This is a genomic window from Haematobacter genomosp. 1 (assembly GCF_002196855.1).
Lineage (GTDB): Bacteria > Pseudomonadota > Alphaproteobacteria > Rhodobacterales > Rhodobacteraceae > Haematobacter.
The window spans coordinates 61,683-88,074 of record NZ_NIPW01000025.1 but is presented as its reverse complement, the minus strand read 5'-3'; the positions used below and the strand labels follow the sequence as shown (position 1 = coordinate 88,074).

Genomic DNA, 26,392 nt, shown 5'->3' with positions numbered 1-26,392 from the left:
GGGTTCATTCCTCGACGAACACCTCTTCCCGCTTGCGGCGGATGTTGGGCAGGAACAGCACCACCAGCACGGCCAGCGTCAGCAACAGGAGCGTCAGGCTGATCGGCCGGTTGACGAAGGTCATGGGATCGCCCCGCGACAGGATCATGGCCCGGCGCAGGTTCTCCTCCATCATCGGGCCGAGGACGAAGCCCAGCAGCAGCGGCGCGGGCTCGAACCCCAGCTTGGCCATGACATAGCCGAGCAGACCGAAGGCCGCGACGGCATAGAGGTCGAAGGTGTTGGAGGCGACGCTGTAAACACCGATGGAGCAGAAGGCCATGATGATGGGAAACAGCACGTAATAGGGCACCGTCAGCAACTTTACCCACAGCCCGATCAGCGGCAGGTTCAGCACGACGAGCATCAGGTTGCCAATCCACATCGAGGCGATGATCCCCCAGAAGAGCGCGGGTTGCTCCGTCGCCACATTGGGGCCGGGAACGATGCCCTGAATGATCATCGCGCCGATCATCAGCGCCATGACGGGGTTTGCGGGAATCCCCAGCGTAAGCAAAGGGATGAAGGAGGTCTGCGCTCCGGCATTGTTGGCGGATTCCGGCCCCGCCACGCCCTCCAGCGCACCGTGGCCGAATTCCGCAGGGTTCTTCGCGAGACGCTTTTCCATCGTGTAGGAGGCGAAGGAGGCAAGGATCGCCCCGCCCCCCGGCAGGATGCCCAGCACCGAGCCAAGCGCCGTCCCGCGCAACACCGGCGCCACCATGCGCCGGAACTCCTCCCGGTTGGGCAGGAGCCTGTCCACCGCGGTGCGCAGGATGGAGCGGCTCCCCTCCGATTCCAAGTTGCGCAGGATCTCCGCAATACCGAAAACACCCACGGCAAGCGCGACGAAGTTCAGCCCGTCGGCATATTCGCGGATGCCCAGAGTGAACCGCGGCGTGCCGGTGTAAATATCGGTGCCCACCAGCCCGAGCAGCAGCCCGAGCACCACCATGGCCAGCGCCTTGAGCACCGAGCCATGCGCAAGCGCGATGGACATAACGAGGCCGAGGAGCATCAGCGAAAAATACTCCGCCGCACCGAAGCGCAGGGCAACGGCGGTGAGCGGCGGCGCGAAGATCGCCACCAGCAAGGTGGAAACCGTCCCGGCAAAGAAGGATCCCAATGCGGCGACGGCAAGGGCGGTGCCCGCCTTTCCCTTGCGCGCCATCTGGTAGCCGTCGATCGCCGTCACGGCAGAGGACGATTCGCCCGGCATGTTGATGAGGATGGCCGTGGTCGAGCCGCCGTATTGCGCGCCGTAGTAGATGCCCGCCAGCATGATGAGCGAGGAGACGGGTTCCAGCTGGAACGTGATCGGCAGCAGCATGGCGATGGTCGCCGTGGCGCCGATCCCCGGCAGCACGCCCACCAGCGTACCGAGCAGCGCCCCGATCAGGCAAAACAGCAGGTTCGCAGGCGTCGATGCCGTGGCAAAGCCCAGCGCGAGGTTTGAGAGCAGATCCATCTTCGGGCCTCAGAACGGGAGCCAGGGGCCGAAGCGCCGGAACGGCAGGCCGAGGGCATAGCTGAACACAAGGGTCGAAAACACGGTGATGGCAACGGCGAGCACCACCGCGCCCAGAGGGCGCATCCGCGTGGAGGCGAAGGAGGCGATGAGCGCCGTGACGAACAGCGCCGGCACGAAGCCCAGCCCCCGCACCGTCAGCCCGAAGAAAATCGGCGCGGGAAGGATGAACAACATGCCCCTCCACGCGATTTCGCCGATCGGTTCGCCCCTGGTGCGAAAGCCGTCGAAAAGGATGATGAGCCCCAGGAGACCAAGCACCAGCGACAGGACGAACGGGAAGTAACCCGGCCCCATGCGCCGCGATGTCCCAAGCTCCAGGTCGAGCGATTCCAGCGCGAAGAACAGGGCGGTGAGGACCAGCAGCGCGCCGCCGATCAGACTGCTGGCGTTCAGATGACGTGACATTCGGATCTCCGGATGGGGAGCGCCCGACAGGGTCGGACGCAGCAGATCGACCATCGGGGGTCAGTCGGCATAGACGCCGGCAGCCTCGATCACCGGCTTCCAGCGGGCGATTTCCGTCTCCAGCTTCTCCTTGAGGGCCGCTGGAGTCGCTTCCGCGGCGGAGGAGGGCGTGGTGCCAAGTTCCGCAAAGCGTGCAATCACGTTCGGATCGGCCAGCGCCTTCTGCAGCGACACGGAGAGGCGCACGTTGATCGCGGCCGGCGTGCCTTTCGGCGAATAGATGCCGTGCCAGATGCCCACGGTAAAGCCGTCAAGGCCCGCCTCGGACGCGGTGGGCAGATCGGGGAAGATCGCCAGCCGTTCGGGCGAGGTCACGGCATAGGCCTTGATCGTGCCGCCCTTGATCTGCTGGGTGGTGTTGGTGGTCTGGTCGCACATCAGATCCACCTGCCCGCCCAACAGATCCGTCATCGCCGGGCCCGTCCCCTTGTAGGGCACCGTCACCAGAGGCGTGTCGATGGCCGACATGAACATCATCCCGCAGAGATGCGAGGCCGCGCCGATCCCGGCATTGGCGAGCGTCACCTCGTCCGCGTGTTCCTTGACGTAGGAGATCAGGCCCTTGAGGTCTGCGGCTTCCATGTCCTTGCGGGAAACGATGGTCATGGGCACTTCGGTGACGAGGCCCACATACTCGAAGTCGCCCAGCGTGTCATAGGCCAGCTTGCGATACAGCGTGGCCGAGGTCGCCATGCCGATATGGTGGAGCAGCAGCGTGTAGCCGTCAGGATCCGCCGTCGCAACCCGGCCCGCGCCAAGCGTTCCACCGGCACCGCCCACGTTCTCGATGATGACCTGCTGGCCGAGATCGCGGGACATGGACTCCGCCACAAGCCGCGCGACGGTATCGGTCGGGCCACCCGCCGAGAAGGGCACGATCATCGTGATCTGCCGCGTGGGATAGTCCTGCGCCATTGCCGCACCGGCAAGCATCGCAAAGCCGGCAGCCAAGCCGCCGATGAGTTTCCTCGTCATGGTATCCTCCCTCAGGGGCGCTGATTGGCCGCACCCTCCGGGAAAGGATGGCATTTCCGGAACGACAGGTCACCAAAATGTTATTGCCGGGCGGAAAATTCGGGTTCCAGCTCCGTGGCTTCTGCCGTTTCCGACAGAAGCTTTCTGTCCAGACCGTATTTCTGCATCTTCTCATAGAGCGTCTTGCGAGAGATGCCGAGCGCTTCATAGACCGGCTTCAACCGGCCCCCGTGGGCGCTGATCGCGCCGGATATGAGGCTCCGCTCGAACTCCGCCACCCGGTCCGACAGCCGGGAGCCCTCGCCCGTCGCGCTCTCCATGCCGTCGATGCCGAGGACGAAGCGTTCAGCGGCATTGCGCAGCTCGCGCACATTTCCGGGCCAGTCGCGGGTGGAGAGCCTGGCCAGCAGGCCGGGAGGCGCCTCCCGCTCCGCCACGCCATGCCGCGCCGCCGCTTCGCGAGCGAGGTGGAGGAAGAGGAGCGGTATGTCCTCCCGGCGCTCCATCAACGAAGGCAGCCGGATCGTCGCGACGTTCAGCCGGTAGTAGAGATCCTCCCGGAAGCGGCCTGCGGCCACCTCCTCCGCCAGATCGACCTTGCTGGTGGCGATGAAGCGGACATCGAGGGGGATGGCATCGTGCGACCCCAGCCGGGTGATGGCCCGCGCCTCCAGCACCCGCAGCAGCTTGGCCTGAAGATCGAAGGGCATGGAGCCGATCTCATCGAGCAGGATCGTCCCTCCGCGGGCATGTTCGAACTTGCCGAACCGCGACCGCAGCGCCCCGGGGAAGGCGCCGATCTCATGGCCGAACAGCTCGCTTTCGATCAGCGTCGCGGGCAACGCGGCGCAATCGATGGCGATAAACGGCCGCTGCGCGCGGGAGGACAGGTCGTGCATCGCCCGCGCGACGACCTCCTTCCCTGCCCCCGTCGGCCCGATGATGAGCGCATCGGCATCCGAGGCGCCGATGGCGCGCAGCCGGTAGCGCAGGTCCACCATCCCCTGGGAGCGGCCCGGCACGCGGGTTTCGATATCGTCCCGCTTGCCCGCCGCCGCACGGAGCCGCCGGTTCTCCAGCACCAGCCCCCGGTGGTCGAGCGCGCGGCGCAGCACCGCCACCAGCGCCTGCATGGTGAAGGGCTTCTCAATGAAGTCGTAGGCCCCGCGCCGCATGGCCTCGACGGCAAGCTGCACCTCCGCATGGCCGGTGATGAGGATCACGGGGATTTCCGCGTCGATCTCCCGCACGCGGTCCAGCAGGGTCATGCCATCCATGCCGGGCATGCGGATATCGCTGGCGATGACGCCGTTGAACCCCGGGGCGGCAAGGGCCAGAACCTCCTCCGCAGACGCAAATGCCTCGACCCGGAAACCTGCAAGGTCCAGACCTTCCGCCGTGGAATGACGCATCTCCGCGTCATCGTCGGCCAGCAATATCCGCATGATGCTCACGCCGCCGCTCCCCGCCGCTCCGCCACGTTCAGGATGACCGCGAATTCCGCGCCGTGGCCGGTGTCCGTCACCCGGAGATCGCCGCCGAAATCCTTGACGATGTTATAGGAGATGGAAAGCCCCAGCCCAAGGCCCGCCCCCACCCGCTTGGTTGTGAAGAACGGATCGAAAATGCGGTCGATGATCGCCGCCGGCACTCCCGGCCCGTGATCGCGCACGCGGATGATGGCGAGGCCCTCCTCCAGATGCGCCGTCAGGTGGATGCGGCGGTCCTCCGCCTCCGTTGCCGCGTCGGCGGCATTGCCGATGAGGTTGACCAGCACCTGTTGAAGGCGCGTCGCCCCGGCACGGAGCGCGGGAAGGTCGGGCGCGATCTCCACTTCCAGTACCGCACCCGCCGCCTCCAGCCGGGGGGCGACGATGGCGCGGGTTTCGTCCATGAGCGGCGCAAGATCGACCGGGGCGAGCTTTTCCTCCGGGTTGCGGGCGACATTGCGCAGATGCTGACCGATGGAGGTCATGCGATCCACAAGGGCGTAGATGCGGCCCACATTGTCGCGCGCCCGGGGAAGATCCTGCCTGTCGATGAGGGTCATTGCGTTATCGGCATAGTTCCGCGCCGCGGCCAGCGGCTGGTTGAGTTCGTGCGAGAGGGCCGCGGCCATCTGGCCCAGCGCGGCGAGCTTGCCAGCCTGAACGAGGCTCGCCTGCGTGCGGCGAAGCTCGTTCTCCGTCTCGCGGCGCTCCGCGATCTCCGCCTCCAGCCGAAGGTTCGCGGCATTGAGCGCCGATGTCCGGCGTGCGACGCGCTGCTCCAGATGCGCGCGGGCGCGTTCCTGCAGCGCCAGCCGTTCCCGCTGGCCCGCGCTGCGCTGCCGGATGACCATGGCCGCGGAAAGCAGCAGGCAGAGCAGAAGCCCCGTGGCCAGCGCCGCCAGCGCCGCCTGTGCCCGGGCGGAGGCGCTGTCGAGCAGGACATGAACCTGCCATCCGGCGTCGGACGAGACCTGCGCCACGGCAGTGTAATCGTTGCGCCGTCCGCCTGCCTCGCGCAGCGTCTCCACCCCCGCCACCGATTGCCGTGTGAGCGGCAGGGGGAACAGCCGCTCCCCCGCATAGCGGCGGGAGGCTTCTTCCCGCGCCACCCGGTCCGGCGTCAGCGGCATCAGGCCGCCGTAGAGCCACTCCGGCACGGAAGACATGAAGACGACCCCCTCCGGGTCGGTGACGAAAATGCGGTATTCGCTGCCGGACCAGCTCTCCTCCAGCGCGTCGAGGCCGATCTTCACCGTCACCACGCCCAGAATATCCCCGCCCCGGCGGATCGGCGCGGAGAAGTAGTATCCCCGAAGGCCCGAGGTGGTGCCGATCCCGTAGAAGCGTGCGAGCCGCCCGGAGATCGCGTCCTGAAAATAGGGCCGGTAGCTGAAGTTCTGGCCCACGAAACTGTCGGGCCGGTCGTGGTTGCTGGCGGCCAGCGTCACGCCGTCGCGCCCTATGACATAGATTTCGGATGCCTGAAGCGCGGCGTTCCGCTCCGTAAGCATCGCGTTGATCTCGGCGGTGCGGGCAGGGTTTGCGGGATCGGCCGCCAGCGCCCGCACCTGATCCAGAGCGGCGAGCAGGTCAGGCGCCACCTCGTAGCGCGCGAGATAGCCGGTCATCGCGCCGGTGGTCAGACGGAGCGCCGTTTCGGCCCGCTGACGGTCCGCTTCCAGATAGTGTCGGAGCGCGATGCGCCCCGCCTGCCAGACCGACAGCAGGATGAGAAGCAGACAGGTTCCGGCGACGAGGATACGGCGCGTCATGGGCGGCTCCCGGAAACGAAAGGGGCGCCCGGTTCCCCGGACGCCCTGTGGAGTATGGGGCCGGCAGCGTTGCCGGCCAAGCACTCAGGCTGCGACGGGCGCCTTCTTGCGACGTTCGAAGAGCGCCATGACCACTACGAAGAACACCGGCACGAAAAACACGGCCAGCACGGTGGCGGCGACCATGCCCCCGATCACCGCCGTGCCGATGGCGTTCTGGCTGGCCGCCGATGGCCCCGTGGCGATGGCGAGGGGCACCACGCCCAGCGTGAAGGCGAGCGAGGTCATCAGGATCGGGCGGAAGCGCAGCTTCGCCGCCTCCACCGCCGCCTCGAGCGCAGTCTTGCCCTCCTCCCGCAGCGCCTTCGCGAATTCCACGATGAGAATCGCGTTCTTGGCCGATAGACCGATGATCGCGATAAGACCCACCTTGAAATACACGTCGTTCGGCATGTCCCGCAGCATGACCGCGATCACGCAGCCGATGACCCCCAGCGGCACGACGAGCATGACCGAGATCGGGATCGACCAGCTTTCGTAAAGCGCGGCGAGCAGCAGGAACACGAACAGGATCGACATGCCGAACAGGAGGGTGGAGGCGTTGCCTGAGGAGATCTCCTCCAGCGACTGCCCGGTCCATTCGTAGCCGAAGCCTTCCGGCAGTTCGCCAGCCAGCCGCTCCATCTCCGCGATGGCGGCGCCGGAGGAATGGCCGGGTGCGGCCTGACCGGCGATGCGGATGGAGGGATAGGCGTTGTAGCCCACCACCTGTGCCGGACCCCGCTCCCAATGCAGCGTCGCGAAGGAGGAGAAGGGCACCATGCCGCCGTGGCTATTGCGCACCGTCAGGTCCAAAAGCCCCTCTGCCTGCATGCGGGCGGACTCGCCCGCCTGCACCACCACGCGCTGCATCCGCCCGTTGTTCGGGAAGTCGTTGACATAGAGCGACCCAAGATACTGCGAGATGGTGGAGGAGATGTCGGCGAAGGTCACACCGAAGGTATTCGCCTTCTCCCGGTCGATCGTCACCTGCACCTGCGCGGCATCCGGCAGGCCCTCTGCGCGCAGGCCCGCAAGGATCGGGCTCTGGCCCGCCATGCTCATGAGCTGGTTCGCCGCCGCCTGCAGCGCCTGCTGGCCGTGGCCCACCCTGTCCTGAAGCCGGAAGCTGAAGCCGGAGGAGGTGCCGAAGCCCTGGATCGCAGGGGGTGACAGGGCAAAGGCGCGGGCATCCTGCACACCGAAGAGTTGCGCATTCGCGGCGTTGGCGATCTGCTGGGCAGAACGATCCCGCTCCGACCAGTCCTTGAAGGTCACGAACATGAGCCCGGCGTTCGCCCCGGAGCCGGAGAAGGAGAAGCCGCGAAGGCTCACCACGTTCTCCACCTCCGGCATCTCGCTGAAGATGCCCTCCGCCGTCTCCAGCACCGCGCTCGTGCGGTTGGCGGAGGCCGCGGGAGGCGCCTGCACATCGGCGATGATGAAGCCCTGATCCTCGTTCGGCAGGAAGGAGGTCGGCAGTTGCAGGAAGCCGTAACCGACCGCCGCGCAGAGGATCACGTAAACCAGCATCATCGGCCAGGGCCGGTTCACCACCCGCCGCACGCCGCTTGTATAGCCCTCGGTCGTCCGGTCGAAGCCCCGGTTGAACCAGCCGAAGAACCCCTTCTTGGCATGATGGTCATGCGTGACGGGTTTCAGGAAGGTCGCGCAGAGCGCCGGTGTCAGGGTAAGGGCAAGGAAGGCGGAGAACAGGATCGACACCACCATCGTCAAAGCGAACTGGCGGTAGATGATGCCCGTCGAGCCGGGGAAGAAGGCCATCGGGATGAACACGGCCGACAGCACCAGCGTGATCCCGACGATCGCACCGGTGATCTGGTGCATGGCCTTTTCGGTGGCCTCCCGGGGCGGCAGACCCTCGGAGACCATTATGCGCTCGACGTTCTCGATCACGACAATCGCGTCGTCCACCAGAATGCCGATGGCCAGAACCATCGCGAACATGGTCAGCACGTTCACCGAAAAGCCGGTCGCCCACATCACCGCCAGCGTCCCGGACAGCGCAATCGGCACGACGATGGTCGGGATCACGGTGTAGCGGATGTTCTGCAGGAACAGGAACATTACCAGGAACACCAGAATGACCGCCTCGATCAGCGTGTGGATCACCTTTTCGATGGAGGCCTGCACGAAGGGAGAGGTGTCATAGGGGATCGAGTATTCGATGCCTTCCGGGAAGAAACCGGACAGTTCAGCCATCTTGGCGTGGATGGCCTCAGACGTCGCCAGCGCATTGCCGGTGGTGGAAAGCTGAATGCCGACGGCGGCGGAAGGCTGCCCGTTCAGGCGCGAGGCGAAGGTGTAGCTCTCCCCCCCCTCCTCCACCCGGGCGACATCGCGGAGCCGCACGGCGGAACCGTCGGGATTGGCGCGCAGGATGATCTCGCCGAACTCCTCGGGGGTGGAAAGCTGGCCCTTGACGAGAACGGTTGCGGTGAGTTGCTGGTTTATCGGGTTCGGCGCGGCACCAACGGAGCCTGCCGCCACCTGCGCGTTCTGTGCCCGGATCGCTGCCACGACATCCGCGGAGGAGAGGTTGAGCCCGGTCATCTTGTCCGGGTCCAGCCAGACCCGCATGGCGCGTTGCGCGGCAAAGATCTGCGCCTCGCCCACGCCGTTGATACGGCGGAGTTCGCCCACGATGTTGCGGTTGATGTAGTCCCCCAGTCCGACCACGTCATAGCTGTTGTCGGTGGAGGTCAGCGCGACCATGAGCAGGAAGCCCGCACCGGCCTCCCGCACGGTGATCCCCTGGTTCACGACCTGCGAGGGCAGGCGCGGCTGCACACGGGCAACCGCGTTCTGCACGTCCACCTGCGCACTGCCGACATCCGTTTCCGGGGTGAAGGTGGCGGTGATCGCGATCCGGCCGGAGGTATCCGAGGTGGATTCGAAATACATGATCCCGCTGATGCCGTTCAGCTCTTCCTCGATGGGACGAGCGACGGACTGGTAGATTTCCTCCGGCGAGGCACCGGTATAGCTGGTGGAAATCTGGATCTGCGGCGGAGCGACGCGGGGATATTGCGAGATCGGGATGGAGGGCAGCGCCAGCACACCGGCGAGCACGATGAAAATCGCGATCACCCAGGCGAAGACGGGCCTCTTGATGAAGAAATGCGGCATCTGACGTCCTCAGTTCGCGCCGTTTTCGGCCTGCGACCACTGCTGCGGCACGACCTTGGCATCCGGGAAAAGCTTCTGGGAACCGACGACCACGACACGCTCGCCCGCCTGCAACCCGCCGTCCACGATCCAGCGGTTGCCGATCGTCGGGCCAAGCTGGAGGGTGCGAAGCTCCACGGTATCGTCATCGCGGACGACATAGACCTGCGCATTGCCCTGCGCATCGCGCAGGACGGCCATCTGCGGGATGGCGAGCGCATTGTCACGGATCGCCTGCTCGATACGGACGCGGACATAAAGCCCCGGCAGAAGCTCCCCGTTGGGGTTCGGGAATTCACCGCGCAGAAGCACCTGGCCGGTGGTCGAGTCGACGGTGGCTTCGGAGAACAGCAACTTGCCGGGATGCTCGTATTGCGTGCCGTCATCGAAGAACAGCGTCACCTGCGCCTCGTTCGGAGCGGTCGCGACCAACTGGCCTGCCGCCATCGCCTGCCGGAGCCGGCGCAGATCGGAGGAGGATTGGGTGAAGTCGGCATAGAGCGGGTCGAGCTGCTGGATCAGGGCCATGATATCACTCTGCGAGGTGACAAGCGCCCCCTCCGTCACCAACGCGCGGCCGATCGTGCCCGCGATGGGCGCCCTGACCTGGGTATAGTCGAGATTGAGTTTCGCCTCCTGCAGCGCCGCCTCTGCGGCGGCGACATCGGCGCGGGCCTGCGCCAGCACGGTTTCGGCGGTATCCAGATCGGCGCGGGCAGAAACGTTCCGCTCGCGGAGCTGCTGCTGACGGCGATATTCGATTTCGGCGTTCATTTCGGTGGCCTCGGCCCGGGCGCGTTGCGCCTCGGCGGCGCGGACACGCACCTCGAACTGGGCGGGGTCGATCTTGTAGAGGACATCGCCCTCCTTCACGATGCTCCCCTGTTCGAACACACGGTCCACCACGATGCCGGAAACGCGCGGGCGCACTTCGGCGATACGTGTGGCGGAGACGCGCCCCGGCAGTTCGTTGACCACGGGCAGGGCCTCCGGCGTCATGGTGATGACGCTGACGGAGGTTGGGGGCATCTGTCCCTGCTGAGCCGCCACGGGGAGGGGCAGGCAGAGCATCGCGACGAGTGCAATTCCGCGCCAGGCGCGGTCAAGGGATGAGCGGATCATTCGGTGCCTGTATTTTCCGATGCGAGGGGGGAGGGAAGAGAGAGAGAGGGAAGGGCGCGAAGGGCGGCGACAACCTTGTCCCGCAGGCCGGGATCGCATCCCGACACGCCTTGAAACTCAAGCGACTTGAGCCCCCAGAGTGCGAGATAGGCGATGAGGGCAGGAGCCGGGTCTCCGGCATCCTGCACCGCTTCGGAGATGATGGTCTGGATGTCATCTTCATGCGCACGGCGCACGATGTCCCGACAGCCGTGGCTTGCCACCATCGCCGCCGAAATGGCCAGCGCGATCTGGGAATCGTCCACGCCCGCGCAGGCCTGATACTTGTCGAGGATGCTGTTCAGCCGCTGGTTCGCCTCGCCCTCTCGGGCGATCTCACGCTCGCGGACCTCCTCCCGCCAGCCGTCGATGCGGCTTTCGGTATAGGCAAGGATCAGCCCTTCCTTCGACCCGAAGTCGTAAAGGACACCAGCCTTGCTGATGCCCATTTCGGCGGCCACGGCGCCGATGGTCAGCCCCGCCGCGCCATCACGGGCAACGACGGTTTCCACGGCACGAAGAATTTCCGCCCGGTCTATGGTCTGCTTGCGGCCCATAGGGTTCCAGATTTTTAAAAGACGACCGTTCGTAAATAAAACTTCGGGGCAAAAGTCAACCGCTCTCTCCGTCTTGCACCGGCAGAGGGAACGCAGGCGGCAAGCGGCGGTTAATGGACGCCGGGAGTGGTTCGGCCTAGGGTCCGGCAAGACGAATATGGGAGATGCGACGTGAACGGGGAGAGACAGTTCGACATCGGCGCGCGGCTGCTGGCGATGCGTCGTGCGGCGGGATTGTCGCAACGTCAACTGGCCGAGCGGGCTGGAGTGCCGCATGCGCAGATCTCCGTGATCGAGCAGAACCGCTCCAGCCCATCCGTCTCAACTCTGCGCAAAGTATTAAGCGGATTGAGCCTCAGCATGGCGGATTTCTTTGAAGCGGAGCGGCAGGAGGCGGAAGGCCCCTTCTTCACGGATGCGGAGCTTGTGGACCTCACCTCCAAGCTGCCCGTATCGGGCGGGGCGGAGTTCACGGGGCGGATGGCCCTCCGTCAGATCGGCAATGCGCGGCGGCACAACCTCCAGATTCTGCATGAGGTCTATGAGCAGGGCGCCGATACCGGAAACACAATGCTGGAGCATTTTTCAAACGAAGGCGGCTATGTGATCGAAGGTGCGCTCGAACTGACCGTGGGGGAGGACGTGCGGGTCCTTCTTCCCGGCGATTCCTACCTGTTCGACAGCCGCCTTCCCCACCGTTTCCGCAATGTCCATCCCGGACGGACGGTGGTGATATCCGCCTGCACACCCCCCTATCTGTGAATTTCACCAACGAATCTGTTGCTCAAAATTTGAAGCGCTCTTACATATTTCCACCTAACATGGAGATCGCCGATGACTGACAGCAGAACGCTTTCGTCCCGCAAGGAGGCCGCCGTCGCCCGCGGCGTCTCCACCCGTGGCATCTATGCGGTGCGCGCGGAAAACGCCGAACTCTGGGATGCGGATGGCAGGCGCTACATCGACTTCGCAGCCGGTATCGCCGTCAACAATACCGGGCATCGCCATCCGAAGGTCATGGCCGCCGTCGCAGAGCAGGCGCAGTCCTTCACCCATACCTGCTTCCATGTCGCACCTTACGAATCCTACCTTCGGCTTGCCGAGCGGCTGAACGCTGCCGCGCCCGGCGATTTTCCCAAGAAAACCATGCTTGTCACCACCGGCGCGGAAGCGGTGGAGAACGCGGTCAAGATGGCGCGCGCTTATACGGGGCGGTCGGGTGTCATCGCTTTTTCCGGCGCATTCCATGGCCGGACGCTGCTCGGCATGGCGCTGACGGGCAAGGTCGCGCCCTACAAGAAGGGTTTCGGCGCGATGCCGGCGGAAGTTGTCCACGCCCCCTTCCCCAACGAGTACCACGGCGTCAGCGAGGCGCAGGCTCTGGCCGATCTGGAGCGGCTGTTTGCCAGCTCCGTCGATCCCGAGCGGGTGGCCGCGATCATCGTGGAGCCGGTGCAGGGTGAGGGTGGTTTCAACATCGCGCCCTTCGGCTTCCTTCGTGCGGTCCGGGAGGTCTGTGATCGCCATGGCATCGTCCTGATCGGGGATGAGGTTCAGGCCGGTATCGCGCGCACCGGCAAGATGTTCGGCTTTGAACATGCGGGCGTGGCGCCCGATCTCGTCACGATGGCCAAGGGGCTGGCGGGAGGGTTCCCGCTCTCTGCGGTCACGGGCCGGGCAGAGATCGTCGATGCGCCGGGCGCGGGCGGGCTCGGGGGCACCTATGCGGGCAATCCTCTGGCCGTGGCTGCCGCGAACGCCGTCCTCGACATCGTGGAAGAGGAGGCGCTCTGCCTCCGCGCTGCCGAGATGGGAGAGCGGATCCGCGCCCGGCTGGAGGCCATCTCCCGACGGCAGGGCATGGAGTGCATCGGCAATGTGCGGGGCCTTGGGGCGATGAACGCGTTTGAACTCGTGACGGATCGGGAGACCCGCGCCCCCGATGCCGCACTTACCGGCCGGATCGTGGCGGAAGCGGAGACGCGGGGGCTGATCCTCCTCTCCTGCGGGACGCGCTACAACGTCATCCGTTTGCTGCCGCCGCTGACGACGCCTTGGGCGCAGGTGGATGAGGCGCTGGATATCATCGAAGCCTCGATCGAGGCAGCCGTGATGAAAGCCGCCTGACGCTTGGCATAGCGCTGAAAAAGCCGGGTATCTACCCGGGCTTGCACTGAGGGTCAGGAAATCGCTCCGGTCACGAGCCAAAACTCGCGGTGTCCGGGGCACTCTTCAACAATGTTGGGAAGATCTCCGCCTCAGGACGACCCGGAATGGTTTTTCAGCCGCCTGCTAGGCCCGGTTGCGGCGCAGATAGACATAATAGGCCCCGGCACCGCCATGGCGGATATGCGCCGGGGTCACCTGCAAGACGAGTCCGCCCAGCGGTGGCAGCGTCAGCCACTGCGGCACCTGATGGCGAAGCGCCCCCACGCGGACGGGAATAGGGCCCTCATCGCTCGGGTTTCGACCCTTTCCCGTAATCACCAGCAGCAGCCGACGCTGCCGACGGTGGCTATCCATCACGAAGCGGACAAGGGCACCATGCGCCTCTGCCAGCGTCATCCCGTGCAGGTCGAGCCGCCCTTCGGGCGAGATCTTGCCACGGTTCATCTGGTCGAAGGTGCGCCGGTCCATCCTGACGCCACCCGAGGCCAACCGCTCCGGCAGAGAGCCAAGCAAGGTATGGGGCCGTCTTGCGTCCGCCCTCTCCCCGACCCGGAACGCCTGAATCGCGGCCGGTATCGCGACTGGTGGAGGCTCCTCCACACGGGGCACGATGGGCCGCACGGGACGTTCCTCGGGCTCGGGCAGGGGTTCGATGCGATGCATCGGCAGGGTGGAGCGCGCCACGCTCTGCCAGAGTTTCGCCTCCTCGGGGGTGATATCCCGCCGTTTGCGCGCCATCTCAGCCCTCCCGCGGGAGAAGCAGGAAAGCCTGCCCGGGGTGCCGCAGCCGCCCCGCGCGCCGCCCTGCCTCCGCACCCGAGCCGAAGAAGATGTCACCCCGCGGCCCCTTGATCGCGCTGCCGGTGTCCTGCGCCACCATCAGGCGGGCCACCTCCTCCACCCGCACCCAGACCGCCGCGCCGAGCGGCACGACAGAAGGGTCCACGGCAAGGCTCCGGCCAGCCGTCAGCGGTCGCTCCATCGCGCCCAGCGGACCTGTCGCCGGGGGGAGGTCCAGCAGGCGGAAGAAGACGTAGGACGGGTTGGTATTCAGAAGGTCGGACAACCGGTCAGGGTTCCGGCGCGCCCAGTCGCGAATGGCTTCGGTGGACATCGCCTCCAGCGGGATCTCTCCCCTGAGAACAAGCTGCCGGCCGATGGAAACATAGGGATGGCCGTTCCGACCGCCGTAGCCGAGGCGCAGGACGCGGCCATTCTCCAGCACCAGCCGCCCGGAGCCCTGCACCTGCAGGAGAAACGCCTCGAGCGGATCGTCCAGCCACGCTATCTCCTGCCCCCGGAGCAGGTCGCCTGCAGCGATCTCCGCACGGCTGAACCACGGTTTCCCTGCGGACAAACCTTCGGGCAGGCGGTGAACCGGATAGCGGAAACGGGCATCCGGCTGGCTGCGCGCCGGAAGTTCAGGCTCATAGTAGCCGGTGAACATCCAGTCTCCGGCAAGCTCCACGGCCCGGAACCCCTGCTCCCAATAGCGTCGCGCGGGACCGTGCCCCGCCGCCGAAGTGACCAAAAAGGCGGCCAGGGCCGCCTCATGATCGTCATCATTCCATCCCGGCAGGGCGTCGGGTGACAATCCCGCCCCTGCCCCAGCCAAGCGCTCCGTCATTCTCCGGTCGCGACAAGCTGCCAGTTGGGGTCATTCGATCCCATGATCCGAGCGAAAGTCCAGACATCGCGCTGACGGCGGATCTCGTTCGGATTGCCCTCAACGATCTGCCCCGCCGCATCACGGACGACGGAGGTCAGCTCGCCGGTGAACCGCACGGTGACCGCCCCTTCCCCGCTCCCCTGATCGAAGGTCGCGTCGGCCAGTGAAAGCTCGCGAATACCGACGAAGGTGGATTGAACGGTCAGCCCCTCCCGCCTGCGGCTTTCGATCACATCCGCGAAGGTGGCGTACACCTGATCCGAAACGTAAGGTTTCACGGTTTCGATCTCGCCGCGCTCGAATGCCATGAGGATCATCTCATAGGCCGCACGGGCCCCATGCAGGAACTCGCCCACGTTGAAGGCGGGATCAGCCTTCTTCATACTGGCGAGCGCGACGGCAGCAGGAGACCCTTCAGGCACGTGATCCGTGATGTCCTGATCGGGACCACCATCAATGACCTCGAAATTCCGGCGGGGCGTCGGGCGGGCCTCATCTCCCACAGGAAGCGGCGGCTTTTCAAATCCTTCGCGGCTGCCCAGAACGCTCCGCAGCCTCAGGATCAGGAACACGGCGATCCCGGCAAGAACGATGAGTTGGATAACGGCGGAGCTCATTTATACCTCGGGGTGCGTCAAAAGAGGTCGGAACATGGCATTCGGCGGCTGTTCTACCTATGTAGGGGAGCATGGGGCCTGAGTCCACCGCAGCGCCCCGGATCAAATGCCGCAACCCCATCTTAAAGGCCTCGAACCGGATATGTATCTGCTCCTCGCCCTTGTCCTCCTTCCGTTGGTCGAGATTGCGCTGTTCATTCTTGTCGGAGGATGGATCGGCGTGTGGCCAACGCTCGGCCTGATCGTCCTGTCCGCGCTGGCAGGCATGGCCGTCGTGCGGCGGCAGGGCCAGGGCGCGCTCAACGATATGCGGCGGCGGCTGGAGACGCTGGGCGATCCATCCGCGCCGATGGCGCATGGCGCGATGATCATGATGGCGGGATTCCTGCTGATGCTTCCCGGCTTCTTCACCGATGCGATGGGTATCCTGCTGCTCATTCCGCCGGTCCGGCGCTTCATTCTGAGAGAGGCGTCGCGGCGCATCCAGGTGCGCACTTTCGGGATGCGCACGGCAGGTGACGCGCGCCGTCCGAATGAGCAGAGCCCCAAGGATATCGTCATCGATGCGGAGTTTGAGGAAATTCCTCCCGGCAAGAATCCCACGCATGGAAATTCCGGCTGGACGCGGCATTGAGGCAGGCTCTGCGACCTGATAGTCACGAACCCAAACGACCTTGAGGAGGTTCTGATGGCTGAAGTGGCGAATGGCGGGGCCCCCGAGGCGCCGCAAGTCAGGATGCAGGTGCTCGCACAGTACACGCGCGACCTGTCGTTCGAGAATGTCGTCGCCCAGAAGGGTGCGCAGAACGGCGAGATGCAGCCCGACATTCAGGTGCAGGTGAGCCTTGATGCCCGCAAGCGCGGGACGACCAACCACTATGAGGTGGTAACCAAGTTCAAGATCACCTCGCGCAACAAATCCAACAACGAGCCGCTGTTCCTGCTGGAGCTGGATTACGCCGGGGTCTTCGCGATCGAGGGCGTGCCGGAGGACCAGATGCATCCGTTCCTGCTCATCGAATGTCCGCGCATGCTGTTCCCCTTCGTGCGCCGCATCGTCTCCGACGTGACCCGTGACGGCGGGTTCCCTCCGCTGTCGCTAGACAACATCGACTTCCTTGCCCTTTACCGGCAGGAACTGGCGCGGCGGGCGACGCAACCGCCGGCGATGACGCCGAACTGAAGTCAGGTATAGCGGCGCCAGAGCGCAGCCTCGCCCATGCCCGCCACAAAGGCGGCATGGGCTTCCTTTTCTTCCGCAGTCAGTCGCGGAGGGAGGGCCCCGGGACGCGGGCCCGGGCGCCAGACACGGATCTCCGTTCTCTGCCGCGTTTCCTGAGCGACACCAAGCGCGAAGTCCGGCTGCCGCCCGCCGATCAGCTCCAGATAGACTTCGGCGAGTATCTCGCTGTCCAGCAGCGCGCCGTGTTTTTCCCGCGCCGAATTGTCCACGCCGAACCGGCGGCAGAGAGCATCCAGCGAGGCCGGTGACCCCGGAAACCGCCGTCTTGCGATGGCGAGCGTATCCACCGCCTGTTCGAAGGGTATCCTCGGCAGACCGAGCCACCCCAGTTCCGCATTGAGAAACTTCATGTCGAAGGCGGCATTGTGGATGACAAGCCGCGCGTCTCCCACAAACGTCAGAAAGTCCTGCGCCACTTCACGGAAGACCGGCTTGTCGCGGAGAAAATCGTCGCCCAGCCCATGAACCTCGAACGCCTCCGGCGGCATGGAGCGTTCGGGATTGATGTAGACATGGAACGTCCGCCCCGTGGGCATGTGATTGAACAGCTCAACCGCACCGATTTCGACGATGCGGTCGCCCTGCTCCGGTTCAAAACCGGTGGTTTCGGTATCGAGAACGATCTCACGCATGCTGGCTTTTCCTGATCTGCTCGATCAGGGAAAGCACAGCATTGCGGGCTTCTTCAAGGCTATTGGTCTCGATAACGTAGTCCGCGCGGCCACGTTTCTGTGCATCCGGCATCTGTTTTTCCAGAATCGCGTCGAACTGGGCAGGCGTCATCGTACCGCGAGCCAGCACCCGATCCCGCTGAACCGCAGGATCGACGGTGACGACTGCCACGGCATCCATCCAGGTGTCGTGGCCGGTCTCGAAAAGCAGGGGAATGTCCAGCACGACCATATCCGCGCCGGCTGCTTCCGCCTGCTCCATGAAACGCGCACGATCGACCGCCACCAGCGGATGGATGACGGCTTCGATCTGAACCAGCGCATGCGGGTCTTCGGAAATCCAATGCTTCAGGCGGTCCCGGTCCACTGCGCCATCCACCAGCGCCGTGGGATGGAGTGACCGGATAGCCTCGGCCCCCTGCCCTCCCGCCGCATAGAGACGGTGTACCGCCGCATCGGCATCCCATACGGGAATCCCGGCGTCTGCGAAAAACGCGGCAGTGGTGGATTTTCCCATCCCGATGGAGCCGGTCAGCCCGAGAACGAAAGGCGTCGTCATGATGCCAGCACTGCCTCCCGCGTTTCCTCATCCACCTCCGGCCGTCGCCCGAACCAGCGCTCAAACCCCGGAACGGCCTGATGAAGGAGCATGCCCAGCCCGTCCACCACCGTACACCCCCGGGCCTCTGCCTCCAGCAGGAACCCGGTCCGGAGCGGCGTGTAGACGATATCTGTCGCCAGCGCCCTGGGTGAGAGCGCGTCCAGCGGCACCCGCAGTTCCGGCTTGCCGACCATGCCCAGCGAGCTCGTGTTGACCACGGTCAGGCAATCCTCCAGCATCGCCCCTGCCTGCACCCAGTCATGAACGACGATCCGGGTACCGAAATCGTGCCGGAGCGCCTCTGCACGCGGCTTGGAGCGGTTGGAGAGGCGGATCTCGGGCACGCCCACTTCGATCAAAGAGGCAATGACGGCGCGGGCTGCACCACCTGCACCGAACACCGCGGCCGGCCCGGCCTTCGGATCCCAGAGGGGCGCATTCTGACGCAGGTTCGCGATGAAGCCATAGCCATCGGTGTTATCCGCGTGGATTTTGCCATCCCGACGAAAGATCAACGTATTCGCGGCGCCGATCAAGGCCGCCCGGTCGGTGACGAGATCCGCCAGCTTCAACGCGCTTTCCTTGTGCGGGATGGTGACGTTCACACCCACGAATCCCGCCTTCGGCAGGCTGCGGATCACCTCGACCAGATCGGCCTGGGCGACATTCATGGGAATATAGAAGCCCCGGATGCCGTATGTCCTGAGCCAGTGACCGTGCAGAACCGGCGATTTGCTGTGCTCGACAGGTGATCCGATCACCCCGGCGAGAGGAATTCCACCCTCCGTCATGACGGGATGACCTTTCGCGCAGCGAGATAGTTCAGAAGTTCGACAAGTGGCAGACCAAGCACCGAAAAGTAATCTCCCTCGATCCGGGAGAAGAGGCGAACGCCCTCTTCCTCCAGCTTGTAGGCTCCGACCGCGTGCCGGATGCTCTCCCAGTTCCGCGCGACATACCCGTCCAACCAATCGTCGGAGAATGTCCGCATCGTCAGCCTGACCTCTCCGATCTGCCGCCAGACAGGCGCAGCGGCTTCATATACCACGGCTGCCGAAAGAAGCCGGTGCCGCCTTCCCCGAAGCTCCAGCAACTGTGCTTTCGCTGCATCACGGGTTTCTGGCTTGCCATAGATCCTTCCCTCGCACTCCAGCACCTGATCACAGCCGATCACCAGCGCGTCGGGCCGCTTCTCGGCCACCTTGCGCGCCTTGAACTCCGCCAGCGCATCGGCCACGTCGCGCGGCTTCGCGCCTTCTGCCTCCAGCGCAGCCCGGATGGTCACTTCATCGATCCGGGCAGGAACAGTCTCAAAGGTCACGCCTGCGTTGCGCAGAAGCGTCGCGCGAATTTCCGAAACTGAGGCGAGGACAAGAGGCATCATCATGTATTATCCTGTGGACAACCGCGTTATAGTTCTGTGGAAGGCATGCAGGTGATCCACACCGATCCACGAAATCCAGATCCGCTGTCAAGCAACAGCCCGCTTTCCCACAGTGGGACGGATCCGTCACGGGCCGGTGGACGACTCGCGGGATCCGTGCGATTCGTTTTGGCTTGCTACAGCTATCCACAAAAAAATCACAAGCCATCCCCTTGATCCTGCGGGTTGATTTAGTGTTATCCACAATCATGTTCCGGGATCCGTGACTCTTATCGACAGATCCGTCGTCCTGTGGAACAGATCCGGGGCAACGTCCGGGATTCAGTTATCCCAAGGCCCTACATCAACTTCATCTTCTCTTTATTTTCTTATTTAAGAGTAGAAGGTATGAGAGCGAGGTTCCGATGGGCGAGCTGCTGGCCACCCTTTATCCATGGACATTGTCTTTTCACGTCATCAGCGTGATCGCCTGGATGGCCGGGTTGTTCTATTTGCCGCGGCTCTACGTCTATCACACCGAGAGCGTTCCGCCGGGCGGTGAGACGGATCTGCTGTTCCAGACGATGGAGCGTCGGCTGCTGCGAGCCATCATCAACCCAGCAATGATCGCGGCATGGCTGTTCGGGCTTTGCCTAGTGATGACGCCAGGGGTCGTTAACTGGTCGCTGGGGTGGCCCTGGGTGAAGGCGGGTGCGGTGCTGGCCATGAGCGCCTTTCACGGCTGGCTGGCCGCACGACGGAAGGACTTCGTGCAAGGGACCAACAGCGTCAGCGGGCGCAGCTATCGGATCATGAACGAGGTGCCGACGCTGCTGATGATCGTCATCGTCATTTCGGTCATCGTGAAATACTGAAAACGTTGACTCGACCGCGACGGATCTCTATATGCCGCATTGCGTGACCGTCCGGTCCTTCGCGTTTTCCGCAGACAATTTTGTCAAACGTGCCGTCCGGCGCCTTCGAGAACCTATCCCCATGACCCAAGAACGTCTTAGCCTCGCCGATCTCAAGGCAAAGAGCCCCGCTGACCTCCTCGCCATGGCGGAGGAGTGGGAGATCGAGAACGCCTCTTCCATGCGGAAGGGGGAAATGATGTTCCAGATCCTCAAGGAACATGCCGAGGAAGGCTGGGAGATCGGGGGGGACGGCGTTCTGGAAGTGCTTCAGGACGGCTTCGGATTCCTGCGTTCGCCCGAAGCGAACTACCTATCCGGGCCGGATGACATCTACGTCTCGCCCGAGATGATCCGCCAATATTCCCTGCGCACCGGCGACACGGTCGAGGGTGTGATCCAGGCTCCGCGTGAGAACGAGCGTTACTTTGGTCTGGTTGCCGTCAACCGGATCAACTTCGACGACCCGGAGAAAGCACGGCACAAGGTGCATTTCGACAACCTGACACCGCTTTATCCCGATGAGCGTCTGAAGATGGAGATCGAGGATCCGACCATCCGCGACCGTTCAGCGCGGATCATCGACCTTGTCGCGCCGATCGGGAAGGGGCAGCGGAGTCTCATCGTGGCTCCGCCGCGCACGGGCAAGACCGTGCTGCTTCAGAACATCGCCCATTCGATCGAGCGTAATCACCCGGAATGCTATCTGATCGTCTTGCTGATCGACGAGCGGCCGGAGGAGGTCACCGACATGCAGCGGAGCGTGCGTGGCGAGGTCATCTCATCCACCTTCGATGAGCCTGCGACGCGTCACGTAGCCGTTGCGGAAATGGTTATCGAAAAGGCCAAGCGATTGGTGGAGCACAAGCGGGATGTGGTGATCCTGCTGGACTCGATCACGCGTCTTGGCAGGGCCTTCAATACCGTTGTTCCCAGCTCCGGTAAGGTCTTGACGGGCGGCGTGGATGCCAATGCGCTCCAGCGGCCGAAACGCTTCTTCGGCGCCGCTCGAAATATCGAGGAGGGGGGCTCGCTGACCATCATCGCAACCGCCCTTATCGACACGGGCAGCCGGATGGACGAGGTGATCTTCGAAGAATTCAAAGGCACGGGCAACTCCGAGATCGTGCTTGACCGGAAGGTTGCCGATAAGCGGGTGTTCCCGGCCATGGATATCCTCAAATCCGGCACCCGGAAGGAAGACCTGCTGGTTGATAAGTCCGACCTGCAGAAAACCTATGTGCTGCGCCGCATCCTGAATCCCATGGGGACCACCGATGCGGTTGAATTCCTGATTTCGAAGCTGAAGCAAACAAAGTCGAATTCGGAATTCTTCGAGTCTATGAACGCGTGATTTATAATTTAGAATCAATGAGTTATGGATACGATCTACGCCTTGGCGACAGCACGGGGACGTGCGGGTGTCGCGGTCATACGCATTTCCGGGCCTTTGGCCTGGGAGGCGTCGGCCGCGCTTGCCGGGACGCTGCCTGAACCACGGCGCAGCGCGCTTCGGCGGCTGACGTGGGCGGGCGATCTGATCGATGAAGCCCTCGTGCTGGTATTTGACACGGGGCGGAGTTTCACCGGCGAACGGGTTGTAGAGTTCCATCTGCACGGCAGCATCGCCGTCGTTTCCGCAGTTCTATCAGCCTTAAGCAAGCAGCCCGGCCTTCGCCCTGCAGAGGCGGGGGAGTTTACAAGGCGGGCTCTGGAGAATGGCCGATTGGATCTGACGCAGGTCGAAGGACTTGCGGATTTGATCGATGCGGAAACAGAAATTCAAAGAAAACAAGCTCTTAGGATATTTTCAGGCGCAATATCAGCCAAAACGGAAGTATGGCGGGCGCAGCTCATCAGGGCCGCCGCCTTGATGGAAGCAACAATAGACTTCGCTGACGAGGACGTTCCTGTGGACGTGAGTCCAGAAGTCACGGAGCTCATTGGTAGCGTTGTATCCGATATTCGGGATGATCTCAAAGGAGCCTCGGTATCCGAGAGAATCCGGGATGGCTTCGAAGTAGCGATCATTGGGGTACCTAACGCCGGTAAGTCTACTCTCCTGAACGCCTTGGCCGGTCGGGAAGCAGCCATCACCTCGGAGATTGCGGGAACCACTCGCGATGTCATTGAAGTCCGGATGGATCTTAAGGGACTCCCGGTCACACTGCTGGACACAGCTGGTCTGCGGGACACGAGCGATATAGTAGAGACAATAGGAATTGAACGCGCCCAGGTACGCGCAAGCAAAGCGGATCTTCGCGTTTTTCTGGTTGAGGATGACGTCCTTCCTCCGGGCGTTGATCGACAACCGGATGATATCGTCGTGCGTGGAAAAGGAGACCTGCGCAGCGGCGATGGGGAGGCGGTATCAGGATTGACGGGGCAGGGTATTGATCGTCTTGTCGATCAAATCGCCAACCTCCTGGAGGGAATGGCTGTTGGCGCATCACTCATGGTGCGCGAAAGACACCGTGAAGCGCTGAAAAGCGCAGAGCTATCGTTAAGCGCTGCCACGGCGGAATTGGAAGGTGGTCAGGCGGAAATTGTCGCTGAGCACATCCGCTTTGCTCTTCGGAGGCTTGAATCTCTGGTTGGACGGGTTGATGTTGAAGATCTTCTTGGAGAGATCTTCTCAAGTTTCTGCATCGGTAAGTAGGAGTGTTTCACGTGAAACAATTCGATGTCGTTGTCGTCGGCGGTGGGCATGCTGGTGCAGAGGCCGCGCACGCCGCGGCGAGGATGGGCGCGAGTACCGCTCTTATCACTATTCGCAGAGACGATCTCGGCGTAATGTCCTGTAATCCCGCGATCGGTGGACTTGGCAAGGGTCATTTGGTCCGCGAGATAGACGCTCTTGACGGCGCTATGGCGCGTGTCGCTGATAGCGCTGGCATACAATTCCGCCTTCTCAATCGTCGCAAAGGTCCGGCTGTACAAGGTCCGCGCGCCCAGATCGATAGGGCGCTTTATCGACGTGGAATGAAGAAGGAACTGGAGAGCCAAAAGAATCTAAGCATTCTTGAGGGTGAGGTTGCTGATATATCGGTGGAAGGCGTTCAGGTTCGTGGAGTGAGGCTTGCCGACGGAGCAACGATACTTTCCAAGACAGTAATCCTGACGACCGGGACCTTTCTTCGCGGCGTGATACATATAGGGGATAAGCGCCATTCGGGGGGGCGAATGGGCGCTCGTCCCTCAATAGCATTGGCAGAGCGGATCATTGATCTCGGAATTGACTTGGGTCGGTTGAAGACCGGTACTCCCCCAAGGCTCGACGGTCGAACGATAAATTGGGATATTCTGGAGCGGCAACTCGGCGATGAAGAACCGACGATGTTTTCCTTTTGCTCCTCTCATCCCGCAGTTCGGCAGGTGTCATGCGGAATAACGCATACAAATGAGAAGACACATGACATCATTCGAGAAAACTTAACCTTCTCGGCCATGTACGGGGGGATGATCGAAGGCGTTGGCCCCAGATACTGTCCTTCGATAGAGGATAAGGTCGTTCGATTTGCCGACAAATCGTCTCACCAGATATTCCTAGAGCCTGAGGGGTTGGACGACTATACCGTTTATCCCAATGGGATATCCTCTTCTCTTCCGGTCGAGGTTCAGGAAGAGTATGTTCATTCGATTGAAGGCTTGGAGAATGCGACCATTCTTCAACCGGCGTACGCTATCGAGTATGATTACGTAGACCCCCGTGCTTTGAAAGCGAGCTTGGAAATTCGCGCACTCGATGGTCTTTACCTCGCGGGTCAGATAAATGGCACGACCGGGTATGAGGAAGCAGGCGCTCAAGGTCTGGTAGCCGGCATAAATGCAGCGTTGAAGGCTCTTGATCGAGATCCGATCCTATTCAGTCGGACTGAGAGCTATATCGGCGTGATGATAGATGATCTTGTGACGCGGGGTGTCAGTGAGCCTTATCGCATGTTTACATCTCGATCCGAGTTTCGCCTTTCGCTCCGGGCAGACAATGCTGACCAGCGATTGACGCCTCTGGGGATTGGTGCGGGCTGTGTGAGCGAGACTAGGCAAGCCATTTTTGAAGAAAAAATGGGCGAACTGAAGCGGGGTAGGGCACTCCTGTCATGTATGCGCACAAGCCCCCGTGAAGCCCAGGCAGTGGGCATCGAGGTGAGTCAAGACGGAGTTCGCCGTACGGGGGGCGATCTTCTGGCGTTTCCTGGAGTCGAACCCCATCATCTTCTGCCTCTTCTACCGGAGTTGGGCACGCTTTCCTTGGCCGTTCAAACGCAGCTTAAGCGGGACGCGCTCTATGCAAAGTACCTGGATCGGCAGGTTTCCGTCGCGGAGGCACTGAAGAAGGACGAAGCGTGGGTAATACCTTCCGACTTCGATTATGATGTTCTTGACGGTCTATCCAATGAATTGAAGGTGAAACTGAAAGCGTCGCGGCCGGATACACTCGCGCAAGCAAGTCGGCTTGAAGGGATGACGCCAGCTGCGCTCGCGCTCATCCTTCTCCGCTTGAAGCGCGGCCAGCGACATAGGGCGTCTGCATGAAGAGAAGCCTTGAATTCAACGATGTTTCACGTGAAACGCGGGAGCGTTTAGAAGTTTACGAGAGACTGCTTCGGAAGTGGAACCCCAAGATCAACCTTGTGTCGATGAACACGCTGGATGATTTGTGGAGCCGTCACTTCCGTGATTCTGCGCAACTTCTGACGTACTCGAGCGATTTCAAGGCCTGGGTTGACCTCGGATCCGGTGGCGGTTTCCCGGGGATGGTGGTTGCGATCCTCGGCGCGGGTCAGGATCGTTCCTTTACTCTAGTGGAAAGCGATCAACGCAAAGCGGCTTTTCTGTCGACAGTGGCCAGAGAAGCATATGTAAAAGTGAATATCATAGCGACGCGCTCAGAATCGGTGCCACCGTTAAAAGCCAATGTTGTCTCGGCGCGTGCCCTCGCCCCTTTGCCTCGCTTACTTTCGATGGTTGAGCGGCATCTGTATGAAGACGGTGTCGCGCTTCTCCCGAAGGGGAGGGGGGTAGATCAGGAGATACACGAAGCCCTTGAAAAGTTCCGGTTTGACGTGCAAAAGTTTCCGAGCGAAACCGATCCCAACGGTGTTATCCTGAAAATCAAGGGGCTTTCCCGTGTCTGATACCGGCCAAGCACACATTATTGCCATTGCGAACCAAAAAGGTGGAGTGGGAAAGACTACGACTGCCATCAATCTCGCCGCAGCGTTGACGGAGCAAGGCAAAAAGGTTCTGGTGATTGACCTTGATCCGCAGGGAAACGCTTCTACCGGATTGGGTGTGTCGCCCGAGGCGCGGGATTTCACGACATACGACCTTCTCATCGAAGCCATGCCTCTGGGTGATATCGTCATGACCACTCGCATTGACGGATTATCTATCTGTTGTGCGACGCAGGACCTCGCATCGGCAGATATTCAACTCGTAGCAAATGAGAAGCGAAGCCTGCTTTTGCGGGACGCTCTTCGCGAAGGTCTGCCTCAGTTCGACTTTGATTACGTTCTTATCGACTGCCCCCCTTCGCTGAGCTTGCTGACCGTCAACGCGATGATTGCCGCAGATTCCGTCCTCGTCCCTCTTCAGAGCGAGTTCTACGCGCTTGAGGGGCTTTCTCAACTCATGCTGACGATCCGTCAGGTGCGGCAAACTGCCAATCCTGATTTGCGAATCGAAGGTGTATTGCTCACGATGTATGATGGACGCAATAATCTTTCTCAGCAGGTTGAAGCTGATGCGCGGGAAAACCTTGGGGAACTGGTGTTCAGAACCATTATTCCGCGCAATGTGCGGGTGAGCGAAGCGCCGTCTTTTGCCATGCCGGTATTGTCATATGACAGCAATTCACGCGGGAGTGTGGCTTATCGGTCATTAGCACAAGAAATGGCAGATCGTCATGCGGGGGTCTGAAGGAG

Annotated in this window: 25 protein-coding genes; 10 read left to right on the top strand and 15 right to left on the bottom strand. The window is 62.7% G+C overall.

Annotated elements, in window-relative coordinates; genetic code table 11:
• Positions 1-4 precede the first annotated feature (4 nt).
• The 8 genes from CDV49_RS13450 to CDV49_RS13415 form a co-directional block, all read right to left on the bottom strand.
• Positions 5-1,507, bottom strand: coding sequence for a tripartite tricarboxylate transporter permease (locus CDV49_RS13450; RefSeq protein ID WP_088215941.1), 1,503 nt, complete (start codon positions 1,505-1,507; stop codon positions 5-7).
• A gap of 9 nt (positions 1,508-1,516) precedes the next feature.
• Entirely contained in the window at positions 1,517-1,975 is a 459-nt protein-coding gene (locus CDV49_RS13445; RefSeq protein WP_088215940.1) for a tripartite tricarboxylate transporter TctB family protein, read from the bottom strand.
• A gap of 60 nt (positions 1,976-2,035) precedes the next feature.
• Positions 2,036-3,010, bottom strand: a complete 975-nt coding sequence (locus CDV49_RS13440) for a tripartite tricarboxylate transporter substrate-binding protein (RefSeq protein WP_088215939.1) — start codon at positions 3,008-3,010, stop codon at positions 2,036-2,038.
• An 80-nt stretch (positions 3,011-3,090) separates the two neighbouring features.
• On the bottom strand, positions 3,091-4,455 hold the full coding sequence (locus CDV49_RS13435; RefSeq protein ID WP_218821973.1) for a sigma-54-dependent transcriptional regulator: 1,365 nt from the start codon (positions 4,453-4,455) through the stop codon (positions 3,091-3,093).
• 5 nt (positions 4,456-4,460) lie between these two features.
• The gene (locus CDV49_RS13430; RefSeq protein ID WP_088215937.1) at positions 4,461-6,272 is read right to left on the bottom strand and encodes a sensor histidine kinase; all 1,812 of its coding nucleotides are present in this window, start codon (positions 6,270-6,272) and stop codon (positions 4,461-4,463) included.
• 84 nt (positions 6,273-6,356) lie between these two features.
• Complete coding sequence (locus CDV49_RS13425) at positions 6,357-9,461, bottom strand: efflux RND transporter permease subunit (RefSeq protein WP_088215936.1); 3,105 nt, start codon at positions 9,459-9,461, stop codon at positions 6,357-6,359.
• A gap of 9 nt (positions 9,462-9,470) precedes the next feature.
• The gene (locus CDV49_RS13420; protein ID WP_088215935.1) at positions 9,471-10,622 is read right to left on the bottom strand and encodes an efflux RND transporter periplasmic adaptor subunit; all 1,152 of its coding nucleotides are present in this window, start codon (positions 10,620-10,622) and stop codon (positions 9,471-9,473) included.
• Entirely contained in the window at positions 10,619-11,218 is a 600-nt protein-coding gene (locus tag CDV49_RS13415) for a TetR/AcrR family transcriptional regulator (protein WP_088215934.1), read from the bottom strand. Before CDV49_RS13415 ends, CDV49_RS13420 begins: the two co-directional genes overlap by 4 nt.
• 171 nt (positions 11,219-11,389) lie before the next feature.
• Here CDV49_RS13415 and CDV49_RS13410 point away from each other — a divergent pair, with 171 nt between their 5' ends.
• Together CDV49_RS13410 and gabT are read left to right on the top strand one after the other, a co-directional pair.
• Complete coding sequence (locus CDV49_RS13410; RefSeq protein ID WP_256947343.1) at positions 11,390-11,980, top strand: cupin domain-containing protein; 591 nt, start codon at positions 11,390-11,392, stop codon at positions 11,978-11,980.
• A 72-nt stretch (positions 11,981-12,052) separates the two neighbouring features.
• Complete coding sequence (gene gabT / locus CDV49_RS13405; RefSeq protein WP_088215933.1) at positions 12,053-13,345, top strand: 4-aminobutyrate--2-oxoglutarate transaminase; 1,293 nt, start codon at positions 12,053-12,055, stop codon at positions 13,343-13,345.
• Between the two features lie 165 nt (positions 13,346-13,510).
• On the opposite strand, the gene CDV49_RS13400 is transcribed toward gabT, so the two are convergent.
• Genes CDV49_RS13400 through CDV49_RS13390 form a run of 3 tightly spaced genes read right to left on the bottom strand, consistent with a single transcriptional unit; the run spans position 13,511 to position 15,673 of the window.
• On the bottom strand, positions 13,511-14,125 hold the full coding sequence (locus CDV49_RS13400; protein WP_088215932.1) for a Smr/MutS family protein: 615 nt from the start codon (positions 14,123-14,125) through the stop codon (positions 13,511-13,513).
• Between the two features lies 1 nt (position 14,126).
• Complete coding sequence (gene mltA / locus CDV49_RS13395; protein ID WP_256947342.1) at positions 14,127-14,981, bottom strand: murein transglycosylase A; 855 nt, start codon at positions 14,979-14,981, stop codon at positions 14,127-14,129.
• A gap of 29 nt (positions 14,982-15,010) precedes the next feature.
• Entirely contained in the window at positions 15,011-15,673 is a 663-nt protein-coding gene (locus CDV49_RS13390; RefSeq protein ID WP_088215930.1) for a Tim44/TimA family putative adaptor protein, read from the bottom strand.
• A 142-nt stretch (positions 15,674-15,815) separates the two neighbouring features.
• On the opposite strand from CDV49_RS13390, the gene CDV49_RS13385 reads away from it, so the two are divergent.
• On the top strand, positions 15,816-16,307 hold the full coding sequence (locus CDV49_RS13385; protein ID WP_088215968.1) for an FxsA family protein: 492 nt from the start codon (positions 15,816-15,818) through the stop codon (positions 16,305-16,307).
• A gap of 54 nt (positions 16,308-16,361) precedes the next feature.
• The gene (gene secB, locus CDV49_RS13380) at positions 16,362-16,856 is read left to right on the top strand and encodes a protein-export chaperone SecB (RefSeq protein WP_088215929.1); all 495 of its coding nucleotides are present in this window, start codon (positions 16,362-16,364) and stop codon (positions 16,854-16,856) included.
• 2 nt (positions 16,857-16,858) lie between these two features.
• Here the strand turns inward: secB and dnaQ are convergent, their stop codons facing one another.
• Genes dnaQ through CDV49_RS13360 form a run of 4 tightly spaced genes read right to left on the bottom strand, consistent with a single transcriptional unit; the run spans position 16,859 to position 19,569 of the window.
• The gene (dnaQ, locus tag CDV49_RS13375) at positions 16,859-17,548 is read right to left on the bottom strand and encodes a DNA polymerase III subunit epsilon (RefSeq protein WP_088215928.1); all 690 of its coding nucleotides are present in this window, start codon (positions 17,546-17,548) and stop codon (positions 16,859-16,861) included.
• Positions 17,541-18,146 carry a dephospho-CoA kinase gene (gene coaE, locus CDV49_RS13370; protein WP_088215927.1) on the bottom strand — a complete coding sequence of 202 codons (606 nt, stop codon included), beginning with the start codon at positions 18,144-18,146 and terminating at the stop codon, positions 17,541-17,543. Before coaE ends, dnaQ begins: the two co-directional genes overlap by 8 nt.
• Positions 18,143-18,979: a shikimate dehydrogenase gene (locus CDV49_RS13365; RefSeq protein WP_088215926.1), complete on the bottom strand. Its 837-nt coding sequence runs from the start codon at positions 18,977-18,979 to the stop codon at positions 18,143-18,145. Before CDV49_RS13365 ends, coaE begins: the two co-directional genes overlap by 4 nt.
• Entirely contained in the window at positions 18,976-19,569 is a 594-nt protein-coding gene (locus CDV49_RS13360; protein WP_179209207.1) for a Maf family protein, read from the bottom strand. The genes CDV49_RS13365 and CDV49_RS13360 overlap by 4 nt, the downstream gene beginning before the upstream one ends.
• Before the next feature lie 407 nt (positions 19,570-19,976).
• Between CDV49_RS13360 and hemJ the strand changes: the two genes are divergently transcribed.
• From hemJ to CDV49_RS13330, 6 genes are all read left to right on the top strand, one after another.
• Entirely contained in the window at positions 19,977-20,426 is a 450-nt protein-coding gene (hemJ, locus tag CDV49_RS13355) for a protoporphyrinogen oxidase HemJ (protein WP_088215924.1), read from the top strand.
• A 121-nt stretch (positions 20,427-20,547) separates the two neighbouring features.
• The gene (rho, locus tag CDV49_RS13350) at positions 20,548-21,819 is read left to right on the top strand and encodes a transcription termination factor Rho (RefSeq protein WP_088215967.1); all 1,272 of its coding nucleotides are present in this window, start codon (positions 20,548-20,550) and stop codon (positions 21,817-21,819) included.
• Between the two features lie 24 nt (positions 21,820-21,843).
• Positions 21,844-23,124, top strand: coding sequence for a tRNA uridine-5-carboxymethylaminomethyl(34) synthesis GTPase MnmE (gene mnmE / locus CDV49_RS13345; protein WP_088215923.1), 1,281 nt, complete (start codon positions 21,844-21,846; stop codon positions 23,122-23,124).
• A gap of 2 nt (positions 23,125-23,126) precedes the next feature.
• A complete protein-coding gene (gene mnmG / locus CDV49_RS13340) occupies positions 23,127-25,001 on the top strand; it encodes a tRNA uridine-5-carboxymethylaminomethyl(34) synthesis enzyme MnmG (protein ID WP_088215922.1) in 1,875 nt (624 codons plus the stop codon).
• Entirely contained in the window at positions 24,998-25,603 is a 606-nt protein-coding gene (gene rsmG, locus CDV49_RS13335; protein WP_088215921.1) for a 16S rRNA (guanine(527)-N(7))-methyltransferase RsmG, read from the top strand. Before mnmG ends, rsmG begins: the two co-directional genes overlap by 4 nt.
• Complete coding sequence (locus tag CDV49_RS13330) at positions 25,596-26,387, top strand: ParA family protein (RefSeq protein WP_088215920.1); 792 nt, start codon at positions 25,596-25,598, stop codon at positions 26,385-26,387. The genes rsmG and CDV49_RS13330 overlap by 8 nt, the downstream gene beginning before the upstream one ends.
• Positions 26,388-26,392 lie beyond the last annotated feature (5 nt).

What these genes read in the sequence shown, in the direction of transcription:
- CDV49_RS13450 (WP_088215941.1), bottom strand. Translation starts at nt 1,507, where the DNA reads ATGGATCTGCTCTCAAACCTCGCGCTGGGCTTTGCCACGGCATCGACG.
- CDV49_RS13445 (WP_088215940.1), bottom strand. Translation starts at nt 1,975, where the DNA reads ATGTCACGTCATCTGAACGCCAGCAGTCTGATCGGCGGCGCGCTGCTG.
- CDV49_RS13440 (WP_088215939.1), bottom strand. Translation starts at nt 3,010, where the DNA reads ATGACGAGGAAACTCATCGGCGGCTTGGCTGCCGGCTTTGCGATGCTT.
- CDV49_RS13435 (WP_218821973.1), bottom strand. Translation starts at nt 4,455, where the DNA reads ATGCGGATATTGCTGGCCGACGATGACGCGGAGATGCGTCATTCCACG.
- CDV49_RS13430 (WP_088215937.1), bottom strand. Translation starts at nt 6,272, where the DNA reads ATGACGCGCCGTATCCTCGTCGCCGGAACCTGTCTGCTTCTCATCCTG.
- CDV49_RS13425 (WP_088215936.1), bottom strand. Translation starts at nt 9,461, where the DNA reads ATGCCGCATTTCTTCATCAAGAGGCCCGTCTTCGCCTGGGTGATCGCG.
- CDV49_RS13420 (WP_088215935.1), bottom strand. Translation starts at nt 10,622, where the DNA reads ATGATCCGCTCATCCCTTGACCGCGCCTGGCGCGGAATTGCACTCGTC.
- CDV49_RS13415 (WP_088215934.1), bottom strand. Translation starts at nt 11,218, where the DNA reads ATGGGCCGCAAGCAGACCATAGACCGGGCGGAAATTCTTCGTGCCGTG.
- gabT (WP_088215933.1), top strand. Translation starts at nt 12,053, where the DNA reads ATGACTGACAGCAGAACGCTTTCGTCCCGCAAGGAGGCCGCCGTCGCC.
- CDV49_RS13400 (WP_088215932.1), bottom strand. Translation starts at nt 14,125, where the DNA reads ATGGCGCGCAAACGGCGGGATATCACCCCCGAGGAGGCGAAACTCTGG.
- CDV49_RS13390 (WP_088215930.1), bottom strand. Translation starts at nt 15,673, where the DNA reads ATGAGCTCCGCCGTTATCCAACTCATCGTTCTTGCCGGGATCGCCGTG.
- CDV49_RS13385 (WP_088215968.1), top strand. Translation starts at nt 15,816, where the DNA reads ATGTATCTGCTCCTCGCCCTTGTCCTCCTTCCGTTGGTCGAGATTGCG.
- secB (WP_088215929.1), top strand. Translation starts at nt 16,362, where the DNA reads ATGGCTGAAGTGGCGAATGGCGGGGCCCCCGAGGCGCCGCAAGTCAGG.
- dnaQ (WP_088215928.1), bottom strand. Translation starts at nt 17,548, where the DNA reads ATGCGTGAGATCGTTCTCGATACCGAAACCACCGGTTTTGAACCGGAG.
- coaE (WP_088215927.1), bottom strand. Translation starts at nt 18,146, where the DNA reads ATGACGACGCCTTTCGTTCTCGGGCTGACCGGCTCCATCGGGATGGGA.
- CDV49_RS13365 (WP_088215926.1), bottom strand. Translation starts at nt 18,979, where the DNA reads ATGACGGAGGGTGGAATTCCTCTCGCCGGGGTGATCGGATCACCTGTC.
- CDV49_RS13360 (WP_179209207.1), bottom strand. Translation starts at nt 19,569, where the DNA reads ATGCCTCTTGTCCTCGCCTCAGTTTCGGAAATTCGCGCGACGCTTCTG.
- hemJ (WP_088215924.1), top strand. Translation starts at nt 19,977, where the DNA reads ATGGGCGAGCTGCTGGCCACCCTTTATCCATGGACATTGTCTTTTCAC.
- rho (WP_088215967.1), top strand. Translation starts at nt 20,548, where the DNA reads ATGACCCAAGAACGTCTTAGCCTCGCCGATCTCAAGGCAAAGAGCCCC.
- mnmE (WP_088215923.1), top strand. Translation starts at nt 21,844, where the DNA reads ATGGATACGATCTACGCCTTGGCGACAGCACGGGGACGTGCGGGTGTC.
- rsmG (WP_088215921.1), top strand. Translation starts at nt 24,998, where the DNA reads ATGAAGAGAAGCCTTGAATTCAACGATGTTTCACGTGAAACGCGGGAG.